Annotated in this window: 13 protein-coding genes; 5 read left to right on the plus strand and 8 right to left on the minus strand. The window is 38.8% G+C overall.

Annotation, left to right across the window (positions count from 1 at the left end; all coding sequences use genetic code 11):
- The first annotated feature begins 24 nt into the window (after positions 1-24).
- The gene (locus tag CRI88_RS15970; protein WP_101966844.1) at positions 25-1,194 is read left to right on the plus strand and encodes a pyridoxal-phosphate-dependent aminotransferase family protein; all 1,170 of its coding nucleotides are present in this window, start codon (positions 25-27) and stop codon (positions 1,192-1,194) included.
- Between the two features lie 297 nt (positions 1,195-1,491).
- Here CRI88_RS15970 and CRI88_RS15975 read toward each other — a convergent pair whose 3' ends face one another.
- Positions 1,492-2,820 (minus strand): D-serine ammonia-lyase, encoded by a 1,329-nt coding sequence (locus tag CRI88_RS15975; protein ID WP_058844663.1) that lies wholly within the window; start codon positions 2,818-2,820, stop codon positions 1,492-1,494.
- Positions 2,810-3,283, minus strand: a complete 474-nt coding sequence (locus tag CRI88_RS15980) for a YaiI/YqxD family protein (protein WP_036118254.1) — start codon at positions 3,281-3,283, stop codon at positions 2,810-2,812. The genes CRI88_RS15975 and CRI88_RS15980 overlap by 11 nt, the downstream gene beginning before the upstream one ends.
- 175 nt (positions 3,284-3,458) lie before the next feature.
- On the opposite strand from CRI88_RS15980, the gene gdhA reads away from it, so the two are divergent.
- The 3 genes from gdhA to CRI88_RS15995 all read left to right on the plus strand — a co-directional run bounded on the left by gdhA (position 3,459) and on the right by CRI88_RS15995 (position 6,512).
- Positions 3,459-4,832: an NADP-specific glutamate dehydrogenase gene (gdhA, locus tag CRI88_RS15985; RefSeq protein ID WP_058844662.1), complete on the plus strand. Its 1,374-nt coding sequence runs from the start codon at positions 3,459-3,461 to the stop codon at positions 4,830-4,832.
- A gap of 214 nt (positions 4,833-5,046) precedes the next feature.
- Positions 5,047-5,733: a phosphoribosylaminoimidazolesuccinocarboxamide synthase gene (locus CRI88_RS15990; protein ID WP_058844661.1), complete on the plus strand. Its 687-nt coding sequence runs from the start codon at positions 5,047-5,049 to the stop codon at positions 5,731-5,733.
- A 125-nt stretch (positions 5,734-5,858) separates the two neighbouring features.
- Positions 5,859-6,512 (plus strand): Yip1 family protein, encoded by a 654-nt coding sequence (locus CRI88_RS15995; RefSeq protein ID WP_036118261.1) that lies wholly within the window; start codon positions 5,859-5,861, stop codon positions 6,510-6,512.
- Between the two features lie 39 nt (positions 6,513-6,551).
- Here the strand turns inward: CRI88_RS15995 and CRI88_RS16000 are convergent, their stop codons facing one another.
- From CRI88_RS16000 to CRI88_RS16010, 3 genes are all read right to left on the minus strand, one after another.
- On the minus strand, positions 6,552-8,300 hold the full coding sequence (locus tag CRI88_RS16000; RefSeq protein ID WP_036118264.1) for a methyl-accepting chemotaxis protein: 1,749 nt from the start codon (positions 8,298-8,300) through the stop codon (positions 6,552-6,554).
- Positions 8,301-8,542: 242 nt separating this feature from the next.
- The gene (locus CRI88_RS16005; RefSeq protein ID WP_036118266.1) at positions 8,543-9,745 is read right to left on the minus strand and encodes an NAD(P)-dependent malic enzyme; all 1,203 of its coding nucleotides are present in this window, start codon (positions 9,743-9,745) and stop codon (positions 8,543-8,545) included.
- A 410-nt stretch (positions 9,746-10,155) separates the two neighbouring features.
- Positions 10,156-10,989 carry an MBL fold metallo-hydrolase gene (locus CRI88_RS16010; protein ID WP_058844659.1) on the minus strand — a complete coding sequence of 278 codons (834 nt, stop codon included), beginning with the start codon at positions 10,987-10,989 and terminating at the stop codon, positions 10,156-10,158.
- Between the two features lie 392 nt (positions 10,990-11,381).
- On the opposite strand from CRI88_RS16010, the gene CRI88_RS16015 reads away from it, so the two are divergent.
- Positions 11,382-11,993, plus strand: a complete 612-nt coding sequence (locus CRI88_RS16015) for a TetR/AcrR family transcriptional regulator (protein WP_089935014.1) — start codon at positions 11,382-11,384, stop codon at positions 11,991-11,993.
- 18 nt (positions 11,994-12,011) lie between these two features.
- Here the strand turns inward: CRI88_RS16015 and menE are convergent, their stop codons facing one another.
- From menE to CRI88_RS22975, 3 genes are all read right to left on the minus strand, one after another.
- Positions 12,012-13,514, minus strand: coding sequence for an o-succinylbenzoate--CoA ligase (menE, locus tag CRI88_RS16020; RefSeq protein ID WP_089935016.1), 1,503 nt, complete (start codon positions 13,512-13,514; stop codon positions 12,012-12,014).
- A gap of 33 nt (positions 13,515-13,547) precedes the next feature.
- The gene (locus CRI88_RS16025; RefSeq protein WP_244504899.1) at positions 13,548-15,122 is read right to left on the minus strand and encodes an acyl-CoA dehydrogenase family protein; all 1,575 of its coding nucleotides are present in this window, start codon (positions 15,120-15,122) and stop codon (positions 13,548-13,550) included.
- Positions 15,123-15,206: 84 nt separating this feature from the next.
- Positions 15,207-15,329, minus strand: coding sequence for a hypothetical protein (locus CRI88_RS22975; RefSeq protein WP_257982917.1), 123 nt, complete (start codon positions 15,327-15,329; stop codon positions 15,207-15,209).
- Between the last annotated feature and the right edge of the window lie 313 nt (positions 15,330-15,642).

Below are 15,642 nucleotides of genomic sequence, written 5' to 3' on the forward strand. Positions count from 1 at the left end.
TCACAACGAAAGGGATTGATGAATGTGTATGAAAATATTTTAAGACACCCAGGGCCAACGCCGATACCAAAAAGGGTTCAGTTGGCGATGAATCGGGATATTTTTAGTCATCGGAGTCAAGAATTTGTAACGTTATACCGAGAAACAATCGAATTAGTAAAACCTGTTTTTGGTACGACACAAGACATCTTACTTTTGCCATCAGGTGGAACAGCTGCCTTGGAGGCTGCGGCAGTCAATACCGTCACTGCGGGTGATGAAGTTGTGGTCATTACCGTTGGAGCATTTGGTGACTATTTCGTGTCCATTTGTGAGCAATATGGCTTCCATGTACATAAGCTTGAAAAAGAATGGGGACAAGCTTGCACAGCCGAGGAACTACGAGCATTTTTACAGCCATTGCACAACGTTAAAGCCGTTTTTGTTACGTACAATGAAACATCTACAGGCATTATAAACCCCGTTGCTGACTTAGCGCAGGTAATCCGCGACGAAACAGATGCCCTTGTTATTGTAGATGGCGTAAGCTGTATTGGTGGTGCCCCTGCTGAAATGGATGCTTGGGGCATCGACATTTTGGTGACAGGCTCTCAAAAGGCTATGATGCTACCTCCAGGACTTTCCCTTATCAGCGTCAGCGAAAGAGCTTGGAAAGTCATCGAGGACAATCAAACACCCGCTTACTATTTAAACTTATTAAGCTATCGAAGCTGGGCCGAAAAGGGCATGACGCCAAATACCCCAGCCATCACACTGATCTATGGATTGCACGAAGTATGTCAACTGATTGAGCAGGAAGGCGGCTTTGCGCAAACTGTAGCTCGTCATGAACTTATGAAAAATATGGTACGTAGCGCTATGAAAGCCTTACACATTGAGCTATTAACAGAGGACCAATACGCGTCACCAACCATTACAGCAATCAAGGCCCCTCAAGGAATCGATCTTGGCGAATTTTTAGCCCATCTGAAACAGCACTATCATCTAGATTTTGCTGGCGGGCTTGGTCATCTACAAGGGAAAATTTTCAGATTCGGTCATATGGGCTACTGCTTCCCAAGTGACATTTTACAAGCCGTTTCCCTAATGGAAGCTGCCCTCCAAGACTTCTCCTACGATTTTGAGCCAGGGGCAGGCGTCCTTGCTGCACACGAAGTATTTCTAGCAGCACAACGCAAAGCATTGCAACGTTAAAACAACCAACAGGTGGAGAAAAATTTCTCCACCTGTTTTTTTGGTTAGGTTCAACATTATTTTGAAATTGCAGTGAGCGGTGTTCTAGTTATACTTGGTGAGGGCTTTTCCTTTTTTGAGTGAGGTAACATCTTGGCGAGCATTGTGACCTTCTTTTTGAGCGGTTCAGTATACTTCTTGAGCACTTGACTCTCCTCTTGAGCGGGTCCAGTACATTTTACAGGCATTCCCACTTCCTCCATCAAAATGGAGCGAATCTACTACCATCATCCCCCCAATAAAAACAAAGCACTGCCTTTAATCCAACTCCCTGCTCTTCGCCAAATAAGCGGCACGCATTGTGGCAGGGACCATACTGCCACCTGTTGCCCACACAAGATGTGTGGCTTGCGATAGGTGGCTGACGAGGTTGTGCTTTTCGAAATAGGACGAACCTTTTTGGAGTAAGCGGATAGCGCCAAACATTCCGGCATTTGCCGATGGTTCTAAAAACAATGCTTCGCTGTCCATAGCTAACCCTAATGATGTAAATAATTCTTGATCTGACACTGTATAGCAGCCACTTATATAGGTTTCCATCACTTTGCCAACAAACTTGGATGCACGACCAACAGCTAGACCGTCTGCTTCTGTTTTATTGTCAAGGCCAATATCCTCCACACTAATGGCATCATGTAAACCAGTCATTAGACCAATCGTCATACAAGGAGAGGCGACTGGCTCAGCAAAGAAAATATGCACATGCTCGCCGAATATTTCCCGTAATCCATAGGCCACCCCCCCTGGTCCTCCACCGACACCACATGGTAAATAGATAAACAATGGATGCTCTTCATTGACTGTAATATTCTTCTTTTCTAACTGGTCTTTTAATCGTTTTGCGGCTACTGCATAGCCTGCAAATAAATCCTTTGAATTTTCATCATCAATAAAATGACACATCGGATCTTGCTCAGCTTCTTGTCGACCCTGTTCTACGGCTACACTGTAATCAGCCTCATATTCAATTACAGTAGCTCCCTTCTCTCGGAGCAAGGCTTTTTTCCATTCCTTAGCATCACTCGACATATGTACAACGACATTAAAGCCGAGCTTCTTGCCCATAATGCCGATACTTAAACCTAAATTACCTGTGGAGCCTACTGCAATCGTGTATTGCTGGAAAAACGACTGGAATGCCTCTGTTGCTAAAAGTGCATAATCATCCTCTACTTTGAGCCTTCCACTTGCCATCGCTAGCCTTTCTGCATGTTTTAATACTTCATAAATCCCACCTCGTGCTTTGATTGAGCCTGAGATGGGTAGCGCATGATCGCATTTTAATAGCAGGTGACCTGGTATAGACACACCGTATTTTTGTTCAAGTGCCTTTTTCATCGCTGGAATCTCCTGAATCGTGGATTCAATTAGGCCATCACTTTCTACGAGCTCAGGAAATGCCACTTTTAAATAAGAAGAAAATCGTTGTAGTGTGTTTTCCGCATCCTCGACTTCGGCCATAGTAAAGAGTCTTGTTTCTGGTTTTTCCATCCAATTTGTATTTTCCCACAATACAGTGCCCTTATTTGCTATTTCCTTTAGCTGTGGATATTGCTGAAATAGTTCGCGTTTACGTTCATTTTTCACCTGTAGATTCCTCCATTTTATGAGCTAAAATTGCTCGTTCACAAATTTGTCGAAATTTCATTTCAAACGAATTATTGTTTTCTTGTGTCCTTTTTTTAGGTCCCTTTGTTCTTCCTCCTGCCCGTCTAATTTTTTGACCAACATGACGCATATCGAGCAAACGTTCGATATTTTCATCAGACATTTCTCGTCCATTTTGATCAATTGGATAGCCTCCTCTTGCTAAAACCATTGCAGCTAATCCGTAATCCTGTGTTATAACAATATCGTGTTTTGAAAGCGCGTTCACTAGCGTAAAATCAACTGAATCTGGACCTTTGGGTACAATAATTGTTATTACATTATCACGTTCCACCCGATGGGATGTATCGCAAAACAAGATAGTTTCAATCTCAAATTCAGATGATATAGATAGCGCCAAATCCACGACTGGACAAGCATCTGCGTCAATTAGAACCTTCACAATAAAGCATCATTCCTTTCTCATAATTAGATAAATCACTTTAAATAAAATTATTTTAATATATTATTTTCGTAACCTCTCTTGCTCAATTTTTCACAAACTTAAAAAGTATTTTATTGAATAGTTTGAAAAATAGATATACGATACACCTATCAACTAAATGGGGGTTTTAACTATGACAATGACAACTGTTAGCAACGAGCAATTAGCAAAAGAATACGTAGATGGCGTATTTGAGCAACTTAAACAACAGAACAGTCATCAAGCGGAATTTTTACAAGCAGCTGAAGAAATTTTCATCTCATTAGTACCTGTATTCACACAGCATCCTGAATATATCAAGGCCAATATTTTATCTCGTATCGTGGAGCCAGATCGCATTATTTCTTTCCGTGTAGCATGGCAAGATGATCACAACCAAGTACAGGTAAATCGTGGTTATCGCGTTCAATACAGCAATGTAATGGGACCTTACAAAGGCGGTCTTCGTTTCCACCCTTCCGTGAATGAATCCATCATTAAGTTCCTAGGCTTTGAGCAAATCTTTAAAAATGCTTTAACAGGGCAACCAATCGGTGGTGGTAAAGGCGGTTCAAACTTCGATCCGAAAGGCAAATCAGACTCAGAAATTATGCGTTTCTGCCAAGCATTCATGACTGAATTATACCGTCATATTGGTCCAGATGTCGATGTTCCTGCTGGTGATATTGGTGTTGGTGCTCGTGAAGTAGGTTATTTATGGGGCCAATATAAACGTTTAACAAAAGCAAATGAATCTGGTGTATTAACGGGTAAAACGCCTGGCTATGGTGGCTCTTTAGCACGTAAAGAAGCAACAGGTTACGGCACGGTTTATTTTGTTAATGAAATGCTAAAAGATGCGAACGATTCATTCCAAGGAAAAACAGTAGTTGTTTCTGGTTCTGGTAACGTTTCTACTTATGCGATTGAAAAAGCACAACAATATGGTGCAAAAGTGGTTGCTTGTTCGGATTCTTCAGGCTATATCTTTGACCCAGAGGGCTTAGATCTAGAAGCTATTAAAGAAATCAAAGAAGTTAAAGGTGACCGTATTTCAACTTACGTTAATTACCGATCAAATGCTACTTTTACAGAAGGTTGTACAGGTATTTGGACAATTCCTTGTGACATTGCCCTACCATGTGCTACGCAAAATGAAATTAACGGAGAGTCAGCTCGTACATTAATTTCAAATGGTGTTAAAGCAATTGGTGAAGGTGCAAATATGCCATCAGACCTTGAAGCCATCAATGAATTCCTAAATGCAGGGGTTTTATTTGGTCCTGCAAAAGCGGCGAATGCTGGTGGAGTTGCTGTATCTGCTCTTGAAATGGCACAAGATTCAAGTCGCGTATTTTGGTCATTTGAAGAAGTAGATGCGAAACTTCACCAAATTATGAAAAATATTTATACAGATAGTAAAGCAGCAGCTGAAAAATATGGCTTCCCAGGGAACTTAGTAGTTGGTGCAAACATCGCTGGCTTTATCAAAGTAGCAGATGGCATGCTTACTGAAGGTATCTATTAATAACATTTTTTTTTAACAGTTTCCTAACATTTGAATTGGGAATATTCTTAATTTCATGCAAGATGGTAACGAACATTCGTTATCATCTTATTTTTTATTAGAAATTTCGTTATAAAACATATAAATAAACGTTTTAAACGAACGTTTTGTTATTAAACATTTGAAATATTCGTGTTATAATTTTGGAGTACTATGAAATATTGGAGGTTTTTTTGTGGAATTATTGTATACAGGTAAAACAAAAAATGTGTTCAAATTAGAAGACGGCCATTATTTATTAAAATTTAAAGATGATGTTACAGGAGAAAATGGTGTGTTTGACCCAGGTGCTAATACTGTTGGTTTAACGATTGACGGTGCGGGCTTAGCTGGTTTGCGCTTAACTTCTTATTTCTATTCGAAATTAAATCAACAAGGTGTACCTACGCACTATGTTGACGCAAACTTTGAGGATGCCACTATGACCGTGAAACCAGCAACTGTTTTTGGGAAAGGTTTAGAGGTCATTTGCCGCTTCAAGGCAGTCGGTTCATTCCTACGCCGTTATGGTGCTTATGTAAAGGAAGGACAGGAGCTGGACTCTTTTGTGGAAGTAACGATTAAAGATGATGATCGTTTAGACCCCCCTATTTCTGAAGATGCTTTAGCGATGTTAAACCTGTTAACTCACGAAGAATACGCCATTTTAAAACAACGTACAATTGAAATTTCAAAATTTGTGGCGGCAGAGCTTGCTAAAAAAGGCTTAACACTGTATGACATTAAATTAGAATTCGGTCGTGATGCTAAAACAAATGATATTTTATTAATTGATGAAATTTCTGGCGGTAATATGCGTGCTTACAAAGGCGAAGAATATATTGAACCGTTAGAGCTTGAAAAAATGATGTTAGCTGAATAATAGAAGCAATTATGAAAAAGAGTCGGCTGCGGCTCTTTTTTTATTTTTGACGAAACTTTTCCTTCCACCACTCGTATATTAACTATTGTAATAAGCAATTATTCTATAATTTTGGAGGTAGTTTAATGGAAAACTATACGGAGACACCGAAAGAAGAGAGGCCTAAACTAAATCCGTTTTTAGCAGTTTGGATGCATCCAAAACAAGCAGCTCGTTATATGATTAATGAAAAATCGATTGGCTTTGCCATTTTGGTTTTGTCTATTGGTTATATCGGCTCTCTTATGTCAGGGCTGATTGATTCGGAATTATTCCCTAATCTCTCACCATGGATTTTAGCCTTATTATGTGTTATTTTTGCGCCAATCGCTGGGATTATTGGTACGGCTTTTTCCGCCCTCATTTCATGGCTATTTGGTAAATTATTCAAAGGAACTGGTACTTATTCGGACTTATTTAAAGGATTGAGCCTTACAGCCATTCCATTTATTGTACTAATCCCACTTTATTTAATTTGGTTAATAACTTCCCCAGATTCTTTATTAGACCCAAACTTTATCGGTTCATTGCCGTGGATTTTTTGGCCAACTATTTTAGTAACCATCGTTGTTAGTATCTGGTCTTTTGTTATTTCAGTAGGTGTTGTTGCCGAAGCACATCAAATCTCTAACTGGATGGCCTTCTTCACTATTTTTATTCCAGGAATTATTCTTTTCGTTGTATTGTTTGTTCTTTTCTTTATCATTCTCATCGGCATTATCGGTGTTGGTATGATTTAAAAAAATCTCCCCTCTCTGAAGAGAGCGGGAGATTTTTGGCTATAGTTTGAATTGGGCAATCAACGCTTTCAATTGTAAGGCTAACTCTGATAATTGGGCAGATTTTCCTGCCATATCATCCATAGAGCTACTTGTCTCTTCCGTTGTAGCCGTTGTCTGCTCAACACCTGCAGCAGATTCCTCTGCTACCGCAGCAATCTCCTGAATCGAGTTGTTCATTTTACGGCCGTCTTCTGTAACCTTCGATAAATTCGTTGAAATTAGTTTAACACTTTCTACTACATCATTGATGGAATAACTAATTGTATTAAACGTTTCGCTAGTAGCTTTTATTTGATTCGTTCCTTCTTTAACCTCTTGATAACCATCCTCTAAAGAGGTTGTGACAACATCAAAATCCTGCTGAATGTTCGTGACAATTGATGTAATGTCGTTAACTGAAAACGCTACTTGTTCTGCCAGCTTGCGTACTTCATCTGCCACCACTGCAAATCCTTTGCCCTGCTCACCAGCTCTAGCCGCTTCAATGGCAGCATTCAAAGCCAGCAGGTTCGTTTGATCTGCTATATCTTTAATAACAACGACCAGCTTTGAAATTTCCTGAGCTTGGGCATCTAAATTTTTCACTTTCTCTACCGCATTTTGCACAATGCTATCAATCTTCACCATTTGAGAATTGGAGGATGTCATTAGCTGACTTCCTTCATTTGTTAATGCTAATACTTCCACAGAGGATTGATGAATATGAGCACCATGCTGATTCGTTTCCTGTAAATCCGCCGTGAAGCGTTCCATCAAGGATGTTAATTCATTCGAATGATGAGCTTGTCCTTCTGCACCTGATGCTAATTCATGCATCGTAATCGCCACTTGCTCCGCTCCCATATTCACTTCATTTGCTGATTGTGTCAGTTCTTTACTAGAAGTATTAATCAAATCAGAAGCTTGCGCGATATTATGAATCATATCCTTCAATTTCTGTTGCATTTGATTCATTGCATTTGCCAGCTTGCCTATTTCATCCTTTGATCGAATAGATATGCTGTCTTGAGATAAATCACCCTGCGCAAACTGTTCCATAGCTTGAGCCACTCGGTTAATCGGTTTTGCCATACTACTTGCATATTGCCAAATCACAAATATGCCCACAATAACCGCAATAGCAATCACAATGATTGTTAATTTTAAAATACTTTCTGCTGGTTTATTGAAATCCATTAAATAAGTACTCGCACCAATAACCCATCCCCAATAAGGGTCTGTTTCTGTATAAACACCCTTTTCTTCCAATTGATCTGTATTTGGTAATGCCCATTCATAGCTTACAAAGCCACCACCATCATTCCCAACGGCAATGATTTCTTGCATATATTTAAAGCCACTATCATCCTGCTCATCCCAGACATTAGAGCCCTCTATATTAGGGTGTGCGATGGAGTTCCCTTTTTGGTCTACGACGAATATATAGCCGTTATCGCCTAGCTTAATCTCTTTATTAATCGGTCGTTTTCCTTCGCTATCCTTCTCACCTAAAATCGCAATCTTTACTTTTTCTTGCGCTTCCTCTAAGGATAGATTACCTGCCTCTACCTGTTGATTGAATTGCTCAATCATGGCAATGGTCATTTCTACACTGTTTCGTAAATTCTCTTTTCCTACAGTCTCTAAATTTGCTTTACTTTGTTGATAGCTTGAAAAGCCAAGAATAATAAGGGGAATCAATAAAAGCAGCAAAGAGAAAGCAATCAGCTTCGCCTTAATGGATCGAAATTGAAATAATGATTTCATATGGCCAACACCTCTTTCATTTTATATGTACTTTAGACCTAATTTTCACAATAAAATTGAAAAATTAAGTAGTTATTCCTCTAAAACAGAAAATGTAAATTATTACATTATTCATATTCATTTTATTACATAAAAAATCAAACAACAACATTTTTCGAGCATATTCGCCATTAAATCACAAAAAAACAGATAAAGAAAAGTTTATCACTTTTCTTTATCTATTTTTAGAAAGCGGTTATTCACTAGACAGATAGAGCTGTACTTTGTTGGAATAATTCCGATACGCCCGATTCAACAGCAGCGCCACTTACAGCTCGTGAAACGATTGCCACAACACGCTCATCTAAAGATTTCGGTACAATATATTCCTCTGTTAATTCGGCGTCACTTACAAGAGAAGCAATGGCTTCAACTGCCGCTAATTTCATCGTCTCATTAATATCCGTTGCTCGCACATCTAAGGCCCCACGGAAAATACCAGGGAATGCTAGAACATTATTAATTTGATTTGGATAATCTGAACGACCCGTGCCCATAATACGCACACCCCAAGCTTTAGCATTTTCATAGGTAATTTCAGGATTTGGATTGGCTAGGGCAAAGACGACTGGATTTTCATTCATGGATGCAATGTGTGCCTCTGTTAATAAATTTGCGACAGAAACCCCAATAAAGACATCCGCACCTGTTAGCGCATCTTCCAGTGTGCCATGCAGTTTTTCTGGATTAGTTAAATGAGCTACTGCTTCTTTAATCGGATTCATCCCTTCTGTACGTCCCTCATAAATAATGCCTTTTGTATCGCACATATAAATATTTTTGTAGCCCATTTGTACAAGAATTCGTAAAATCGCAATCCCCGCAGCACCAGCACCATTTATCACAACCTTCATCGTTGCAACATCCTTCTTCACAATACGGTTGGCATTAATCATGGCTGCTCCTACAACAATCGCTGTTCCATGCTGATCGTCATGAAATACTGGAATATCACATTCCTGACGTAGGCGATCTTCAATTTCAAAGCATCTAGGCGCTGAAATATCCTCTAAGTTCACAGCACCAAATGTCGGGGCAAGCGCCTTCACAATACTGACGATTTCATCCGTATTTTTCGTATCTAAACAGATTGGAAAAGCATCAACATTGGCAAAACGCTTTAGTAAAATCGCCTTCCCTTCCATTACTGGTAATGCCGCTTTAGGTCCAATATCCCCTAAGCCTAAAACTGCCGTGCCATCCGAAACAACAGCTACCATATTGCCTTTCATCGTATAGTCATAGACAAGTGATGGGTTTTTTTCAATCTCCACACATGGAGCTGCTACTCCAGGTGAATAAGCCAAACTAAGATCATAAGAATCCTGTACTGGCACCTTCGAAATAACCTCTAATTTTCCGCTATAGTGTGCATGCATTTCTAATGCTTTTTTCATTACGTCCATTCCATCCCATCCTTTTCCCTTTGTTTTTCATTATATTTCAGAATCATAATACTTTGTGAAAACATAGTCAATAAATTTTCTGTCAATTTATTTTATCCTTCAAAAATACAGTATTTAATGACTTTAAATATATTTTTCTGTCAAATTAAACATTTCACAATCAATTATTTTGAGATAATTAATGTTCTATATTACGTCGCATAAAATGTACAACTGTAGCCTTTTCACCTGTTCATCTTTTCACATAGTATTTTTCTTATGTAAATGAGAATTTTTTCACAAACTTATGTAAGCGCATCCATTGTCTTAATTGAGTTTGTCACAATTTATTCACATTTTTTCACAAAGTTTTTTATTATGTATCTCAAAGTATTTATGTAAGTCACAGCTAACCAACAAAAAAAGAGCCCTTATGTTAAGGACTCCTGCGTAAAGTGATGGATAAAAGCCGTGATAATATGCTTGGAAGACCATTGTTCCCCAGATACTTTCGTAATCGGATAATCACGAGGAAAAATTGTTTTGGTCATTTCTTCAATCGTATAACCTTGCATAAACAATTGCTTTACTTTTCCCTCCATGTCTTCTAAATAAGCAATTTTTTCCTGTATTTTTGTTCGCCCATCTGCTATAAAGCCCGCATGACAGCAATAGACGACATCGAAATCGTAGTTGACTATTTTCCTCAAAGACGCCAAGGTATGTACGATGTTTTCTTCATCAAGCACAACCTTCGTCTTTGGCTGGATAAACAAATCTCCTGTAAACATAGCACCTGTTTCCCGATTGTAAAACGACAAATGATCTGTTGTATGCCCAGGTGTTTCAATGACATCCCATGTAGCTGATTTCGTTTGAATAGTATCGCCAATTGCTTGGGCAACAAACGCCGGTCGTTCCCCCCACAGTGCCTGACGATAAAGCGGATAATCTCCATCCACTGCACAAATGCTGACTGAATCTCGGTGTATATAGATAGGTACATTTTTATGATGGTGTTGAATCCATGCAGCATTGCCTACATGATCCTCATGAGAATGCGTTAAGGCCAATTGCTCTATCGGTATTTCATTAAAAAAGGATTGGAATTCCTGCGACAGCGAATAGGAGCCTGTATCAATCAGTAACCCATCCACAAAAAAACTGTACACACTCATGCCAATCCCCTGAACTGCTACTTTACCATGTGCACATCGTACATCACGATGCTGTTCAATCTCTATACTTTTCTCACGTGTAAACATCCTCTTCCCCCTTTGCCCCTTGTACAAAAAAGTGTAGCATATAATGAATGGCGAGTCATTTTTGCGAATAGATAACAACAACGGAATTTTTCTTTACATGTTTTCCGAAATGCTAACACATAAAGAAATAAACATATATTGACAGTCAGCAAAAGCAATGTATGACTACCTGCCAGTCATTTGTAAAAATTTCTAACTAACAATGATGAAAAGTTTTTAACGCTCTTACAGTTGCGTGTTTACTGGGCTTGCTTACCTCCCTGCTAACACAAAAAAATCCATTTATCTTAAAAAATACAATTTTATTACACTGAGTATCACGTAATTTGATTGTCAATATCTGATGTTTTTTATAGAATCTTATTTATATAAAGTGTAAAGGAGCAATACTTATGGAGACAAAAGAGGTTCAGCATGTATCCAAACGACAACAGAAGAAAACGATCAATAGAGAAAATATTATTAATGCCGCTATCGAATTATTTAGTTCAAAGTCATTTGCTGAGGTGAGCATGCGGGCTATCGCTAAACATGCAAACGTTTCTCCAGGTCTAATCTATCAATATTTTGATGATCAACAACATTTATTTATGACGGCATTTAAAATTGAAAGCTCCAGCCTTTTAAACGTATTGCACCAAACCGTCGAGGGACAAGATCATCAACTCGAATTACTGGCAACAAAATATATAGAATACATGTATATGCACGATAATTTATATCATATGATGACCTATTTCATGCTAGAAAACGAACAACATGGCAATGTCTCACAAGAGCTACATGACATAATCGATGAGTTATTTTCACTTTTCAGAGAAGCTTTAAGACAACATCTCCCTGATGACCATCTTAAACATACTGTTCAACTTTTTTTCGCATCGTTAAATGGCCTATTAATTACCTATAAAAATTTACCTGGTCGTTCATCAGACTCCAATTTGCAACATATTAAGCAACTAACAAGTCTTTTGGTCCATACAATAAAAAGGCAGGAAAAATAATACCTGCCTTTTATTTTTTTATGGTTGTTTGACTACCTGCTTTAACTGATGCTTGAGTAATTTTCCAACAGCATTGCGAGGAAGCTGTTCAACAAACTCTACTTCTTTCACTGCTTTATAAGAAGCTAAATTTTCTTTACAAAACGCCATTATGTCCGCTTCTGTTATCGATATGTTTGGTTTTACCACTATATAAGCTTTTGGAATCTCGCCCCACTTTTCATCCGGCATGCCAATCACCGCTACATCAGCAACAGCTGGATGGTTGGCAAGAGCTAATTCTAATTCTGCAGAATAAATATTTTCTCCGCCACTAATAATCATATCTTTTATTCGATCAACAACATATAAGTAGCCATCACGATCTATATAACCAACATCTCCAGTATGGTACCAACCATTCTTTAATACTTGCTTTGTCGCTTCCCTATTTTCGAAATAGCCAACAAACACTTGTGGGCCACGTAAGCGGATTTCTCCTACCTCACCTGCAGGTAACACTTCGCCTGATTTCACATCAACTACGGCTATTTCACCATGCATCATCGATTTGCCCATAGAATCATACTTATCTTTATTCATCTGCTCCTTCCACATTGTCACTGCCCCTGTGTATTCCGTAATACCATATACCTGCTGAATCGGAATACCTAGTTGACGAAATCCTAAAATAAGTGGCACAGGCACAGATGAAGCACCACAGGTAATGTTACGAATAGAAGATGAGTCAGCGTTAGCAACCTCATACGTTTTTAATAAGTATGCTAACATTGTTGGTACTGTCATCATGGTCGTAATCTTTTCTTGTTCGACAATTTTCCAAGCTGCCATAGGTTCAAACGCTTCCATGAGTACCATTGTACAACCACACAGAATATTTGTGATGAGCGGAGCGATGCCACCTATGTGAAAAAATGGTGCCACCATTAAAAAACGATCATCCTCCCACCAATCGATGGTTTGCGATAACCCCATCCCAGCAGCCAATAAATTATTATGGGAAATCATCGCTCCCTTTGGCTTACCTGTTGTACCCGATGTATACATAATAAGCGCTACGTCATCATTACTTGCATCATAAACAGGTTCTTGACTGTTCTCTTCAAAAATAGCTTGCAAGGAAGGGACAGTTGCATGTGATAGAATGTCAGTATTGACACCTTGTACTTGTAATGCTTGCATCATTGACGCAAAATCAACATCATAAACAATGAGTTTTACTTTACTATTCTCCACAATATATTGAAGCTCCGGCACTTGTAGACGCCAATTTAAAACAACGGTGATGACACCAATTTTCGCTGCTCCCATTAACACTGCAATGAAATCCTCATTGTTTTTGGATAAAATCGCTAGACGATCCCCTTTAGCAAAACCTTGCTTCTTTAAAAAATGAGCAAAGCCATTGGCCCTCACATTCATTTGTTGAAATGTCCACCGCTTGTCTTTGTGAATAAAAGCCTCCTTCTCCCCCATTAAAACTGCACGATCCTGTAATAACTTACCAATATTAATGTTCATAATTGTCACCCCTAAACAATTTTTGTCCACATATTAATCTAGTGCAATTGGTAAATCCTTTATATCCTTTATCGTTTGCTCCTGGAATAAGGTAAATATCTCTTCCCAGATTTGTTCCCATTTCCTTGCTGCTTGTCGATTTTCAAAGTTTGGTAACGCGGTTAAATTCACCTGCATTAATTGTTCAATTTGCTCTGCAAACCGCTTTACTTCCTTCTCCGAGCTATCTACAAGAATACTAGCAATTAAATCATAAATAGAAATTTGCGGTCTCATCTTCACAAGATCTCTATATATCTGAGATAATAAAACATTTCTTGGCCCCTCCCATAATTCATTCACTAGACTATCTCTAAACAATCTTGGAATGACTGAAAAATCTTCAATCGCCCCATGTCCACCAAAAATAGAAATAGCCAACCTTAGCTTATCTACAGCTTCTTTAGAAGCATAAATTTTTTGCAATAAAATTAATTCACGCACAACGAACGCTTCAAGAGTATTAGGTTCTTGTTGTGTTTGAAGAAACGCTTGGTAAATATGAAAGGCTGAGCCTACAATACGTTTAGCAGCATATTCTAAATCCTCAAGCTGTGCTGCAGCCATTGGAAATTCATCAATGCGCCGATCAAATACTGATCTAAAGCTTGCGTATAGCTTAGCTTCTTGTGCTGCTCTCATTAAAAAAGCACCACTAGCAAATCCAATATCCAACCTTGAGCGGGTTAAAACAATACTAACAGCAAGAGCAACACCTCTATTTTGTGGGCCTACGCGATAAGCAATAGCTCCTTGATAATCGATTTCTGCTGATGGTAACTCTGCAGTACCAATTTTCCATTTCAAACGATTGATCACGTGATGATTTCTTTTCTCTTTTTCCTTATTCCCTTGAAGCCAAGTAGGTACAATAAACACCGCAATATCATCAGTGTGCTCGATGCGCGCAGTCACTACAGCATAATCGGCATGCACCGCTGAGCAGAAAAATTTATTGCCAAATAACCGATAATGATCGCCCTCAGGCTTAGCCATTAGTACATTCGCTGGAATGTTTGATCCCCCTTGAATCTCTGACATATACTGTGCACCGATGCCAAAATGTCCCTCATAGCCTTCTGTCACATGCTCAAATATACGCTTTACTTCATCAGGAACCTCCTCCTTGAAATGATCGATTAAAGCAACCAGTCCGTCTGTACATGCTAGTGGACAAGTAATACCAGCTTCTCCATTACCATGTAAAAAAAAGCGCTTAATGATCCCTTCATTTTTCAACTGTTCCTTAGAAAATAGACCCTGTCCAAATATGTCTTTCTCCATTTGTTGCATCTGGTTTGAACGAATAATGCGATCAATGCGCTCATTATATGCATTGTAATGTCTTATTTTAGGCTGATTTTCCGGACGTGCACTTTCAGCAGCTATTGCACGCCAGTCCGATGATAGTTTTTTCACAAAAGGCTCCAGTCTCGGCAGCATCTCATCCCATGTTTCATGACAAAACTGTTGCAAAACTTGTAATAAAAAAGGATTATCTAAATCATTCATAGCATCTCTTTTGTCAATAAATTCTCGAAAACTATATGTTTTTTCTCCAACATGCACCAATACACACACTCCTTTTCTAAATTTTAAGAATATTTTATCATCTTAAATTTAAAAAGTAAACAGTGTTTATTTTTCGATTCTCTAAGTACGTTTTACTATTTTAATCGTGCTATCTGATACTTCGAGCAGTCTATCCACCTCTTTTTCTGTTTTATCCATCACTTTGCACGTTCTATCCACTACTTTTTCTGTTCTATCCTTCACTTTGCACATTCTATCCACTTCGATGGAGCCTATCCTTCACTTTGAGCTTTCTATCCACCTCTTTTTCTGTTCTATCCTTCAATTTATGCATTCTATCCACTTCGATGGAGCCTATCCTTCACTTTGAGCAGTCTATCCACCTCTTTTTCTGTTCTATCCATCACTTTGCACATTCTATCCACCCCGATGGAGCCTATCCTTCACTTTGAGCTTTCTATCCACCTCTTTTTCTGTTCTACCCTTCACTTTCTACGCTCTATCCACCACTCTAAGCGCTCTCCAAACAAAAAAAACGCCCACTGAAGTGAGCGTT

It is taken from the genome of Lysinibacillus fusiformis (genome assembly GCF_002845985.1).
Taxonomy (GTDB): Bacteria; Bacillota; Bacilli; order Bacillales_A; family Planococcaceae; genus Lysinibacillus; species Lysinibacillus fusiformis_D.

Excerpts from the sequence above, each read along its gene's own strand:
- gdhA (WP_058844662.1), top strand. The coding sequence starts at position 3,459 with ATGACAATGACAACTGTTAGCAACGAGCAATTAGCAAAAGAATACGTA.
- CRI88_RS15995 (WP_036118261.1), top strand. The coding sequence starts at position 5,859 with ATGGAAAACTATACGGAGACACCGAAAGAAGAGAGGCCTAAACTAAAT.
- CRI88_RS16000 (WP_036118264.1), bottom strand. The coding sequence starts at position 8,300 with ATGAAATCATTATTTCAATTTCGATCCATTAAGGCGAAGCTGATTGCT.
- CRI88_RS16005 (WP_036118266.1), bottom strand. The coding sequence starts at position 9,745 with ATGGACGTAATGAAAAAAGCATTAGAAATGCATGCACACTATAGCGGA.
- CRI88_RS16010 (WP_058844659.1), bottom strand. The coding sequence starts at position 10,989 with ATGTTTACACGTGAGAAAAGTATAGAGATTGAACAGCATCGTGATGTA.
- CRI88_RS16015 (WP_089935014.1), top strand. The coding sequence starts at position 11,382 with ATGGAGACAAAAGAGGTTCAGCATGTATCCAAACGACAACAGAAGAAA.
- menE (WP_089935016.1), bottom strand. The coding sequence starts at position 13,514 with ATGAACATTAATATTGGTAAGTTATTACAGGATCGTGCAGTTTTAATG.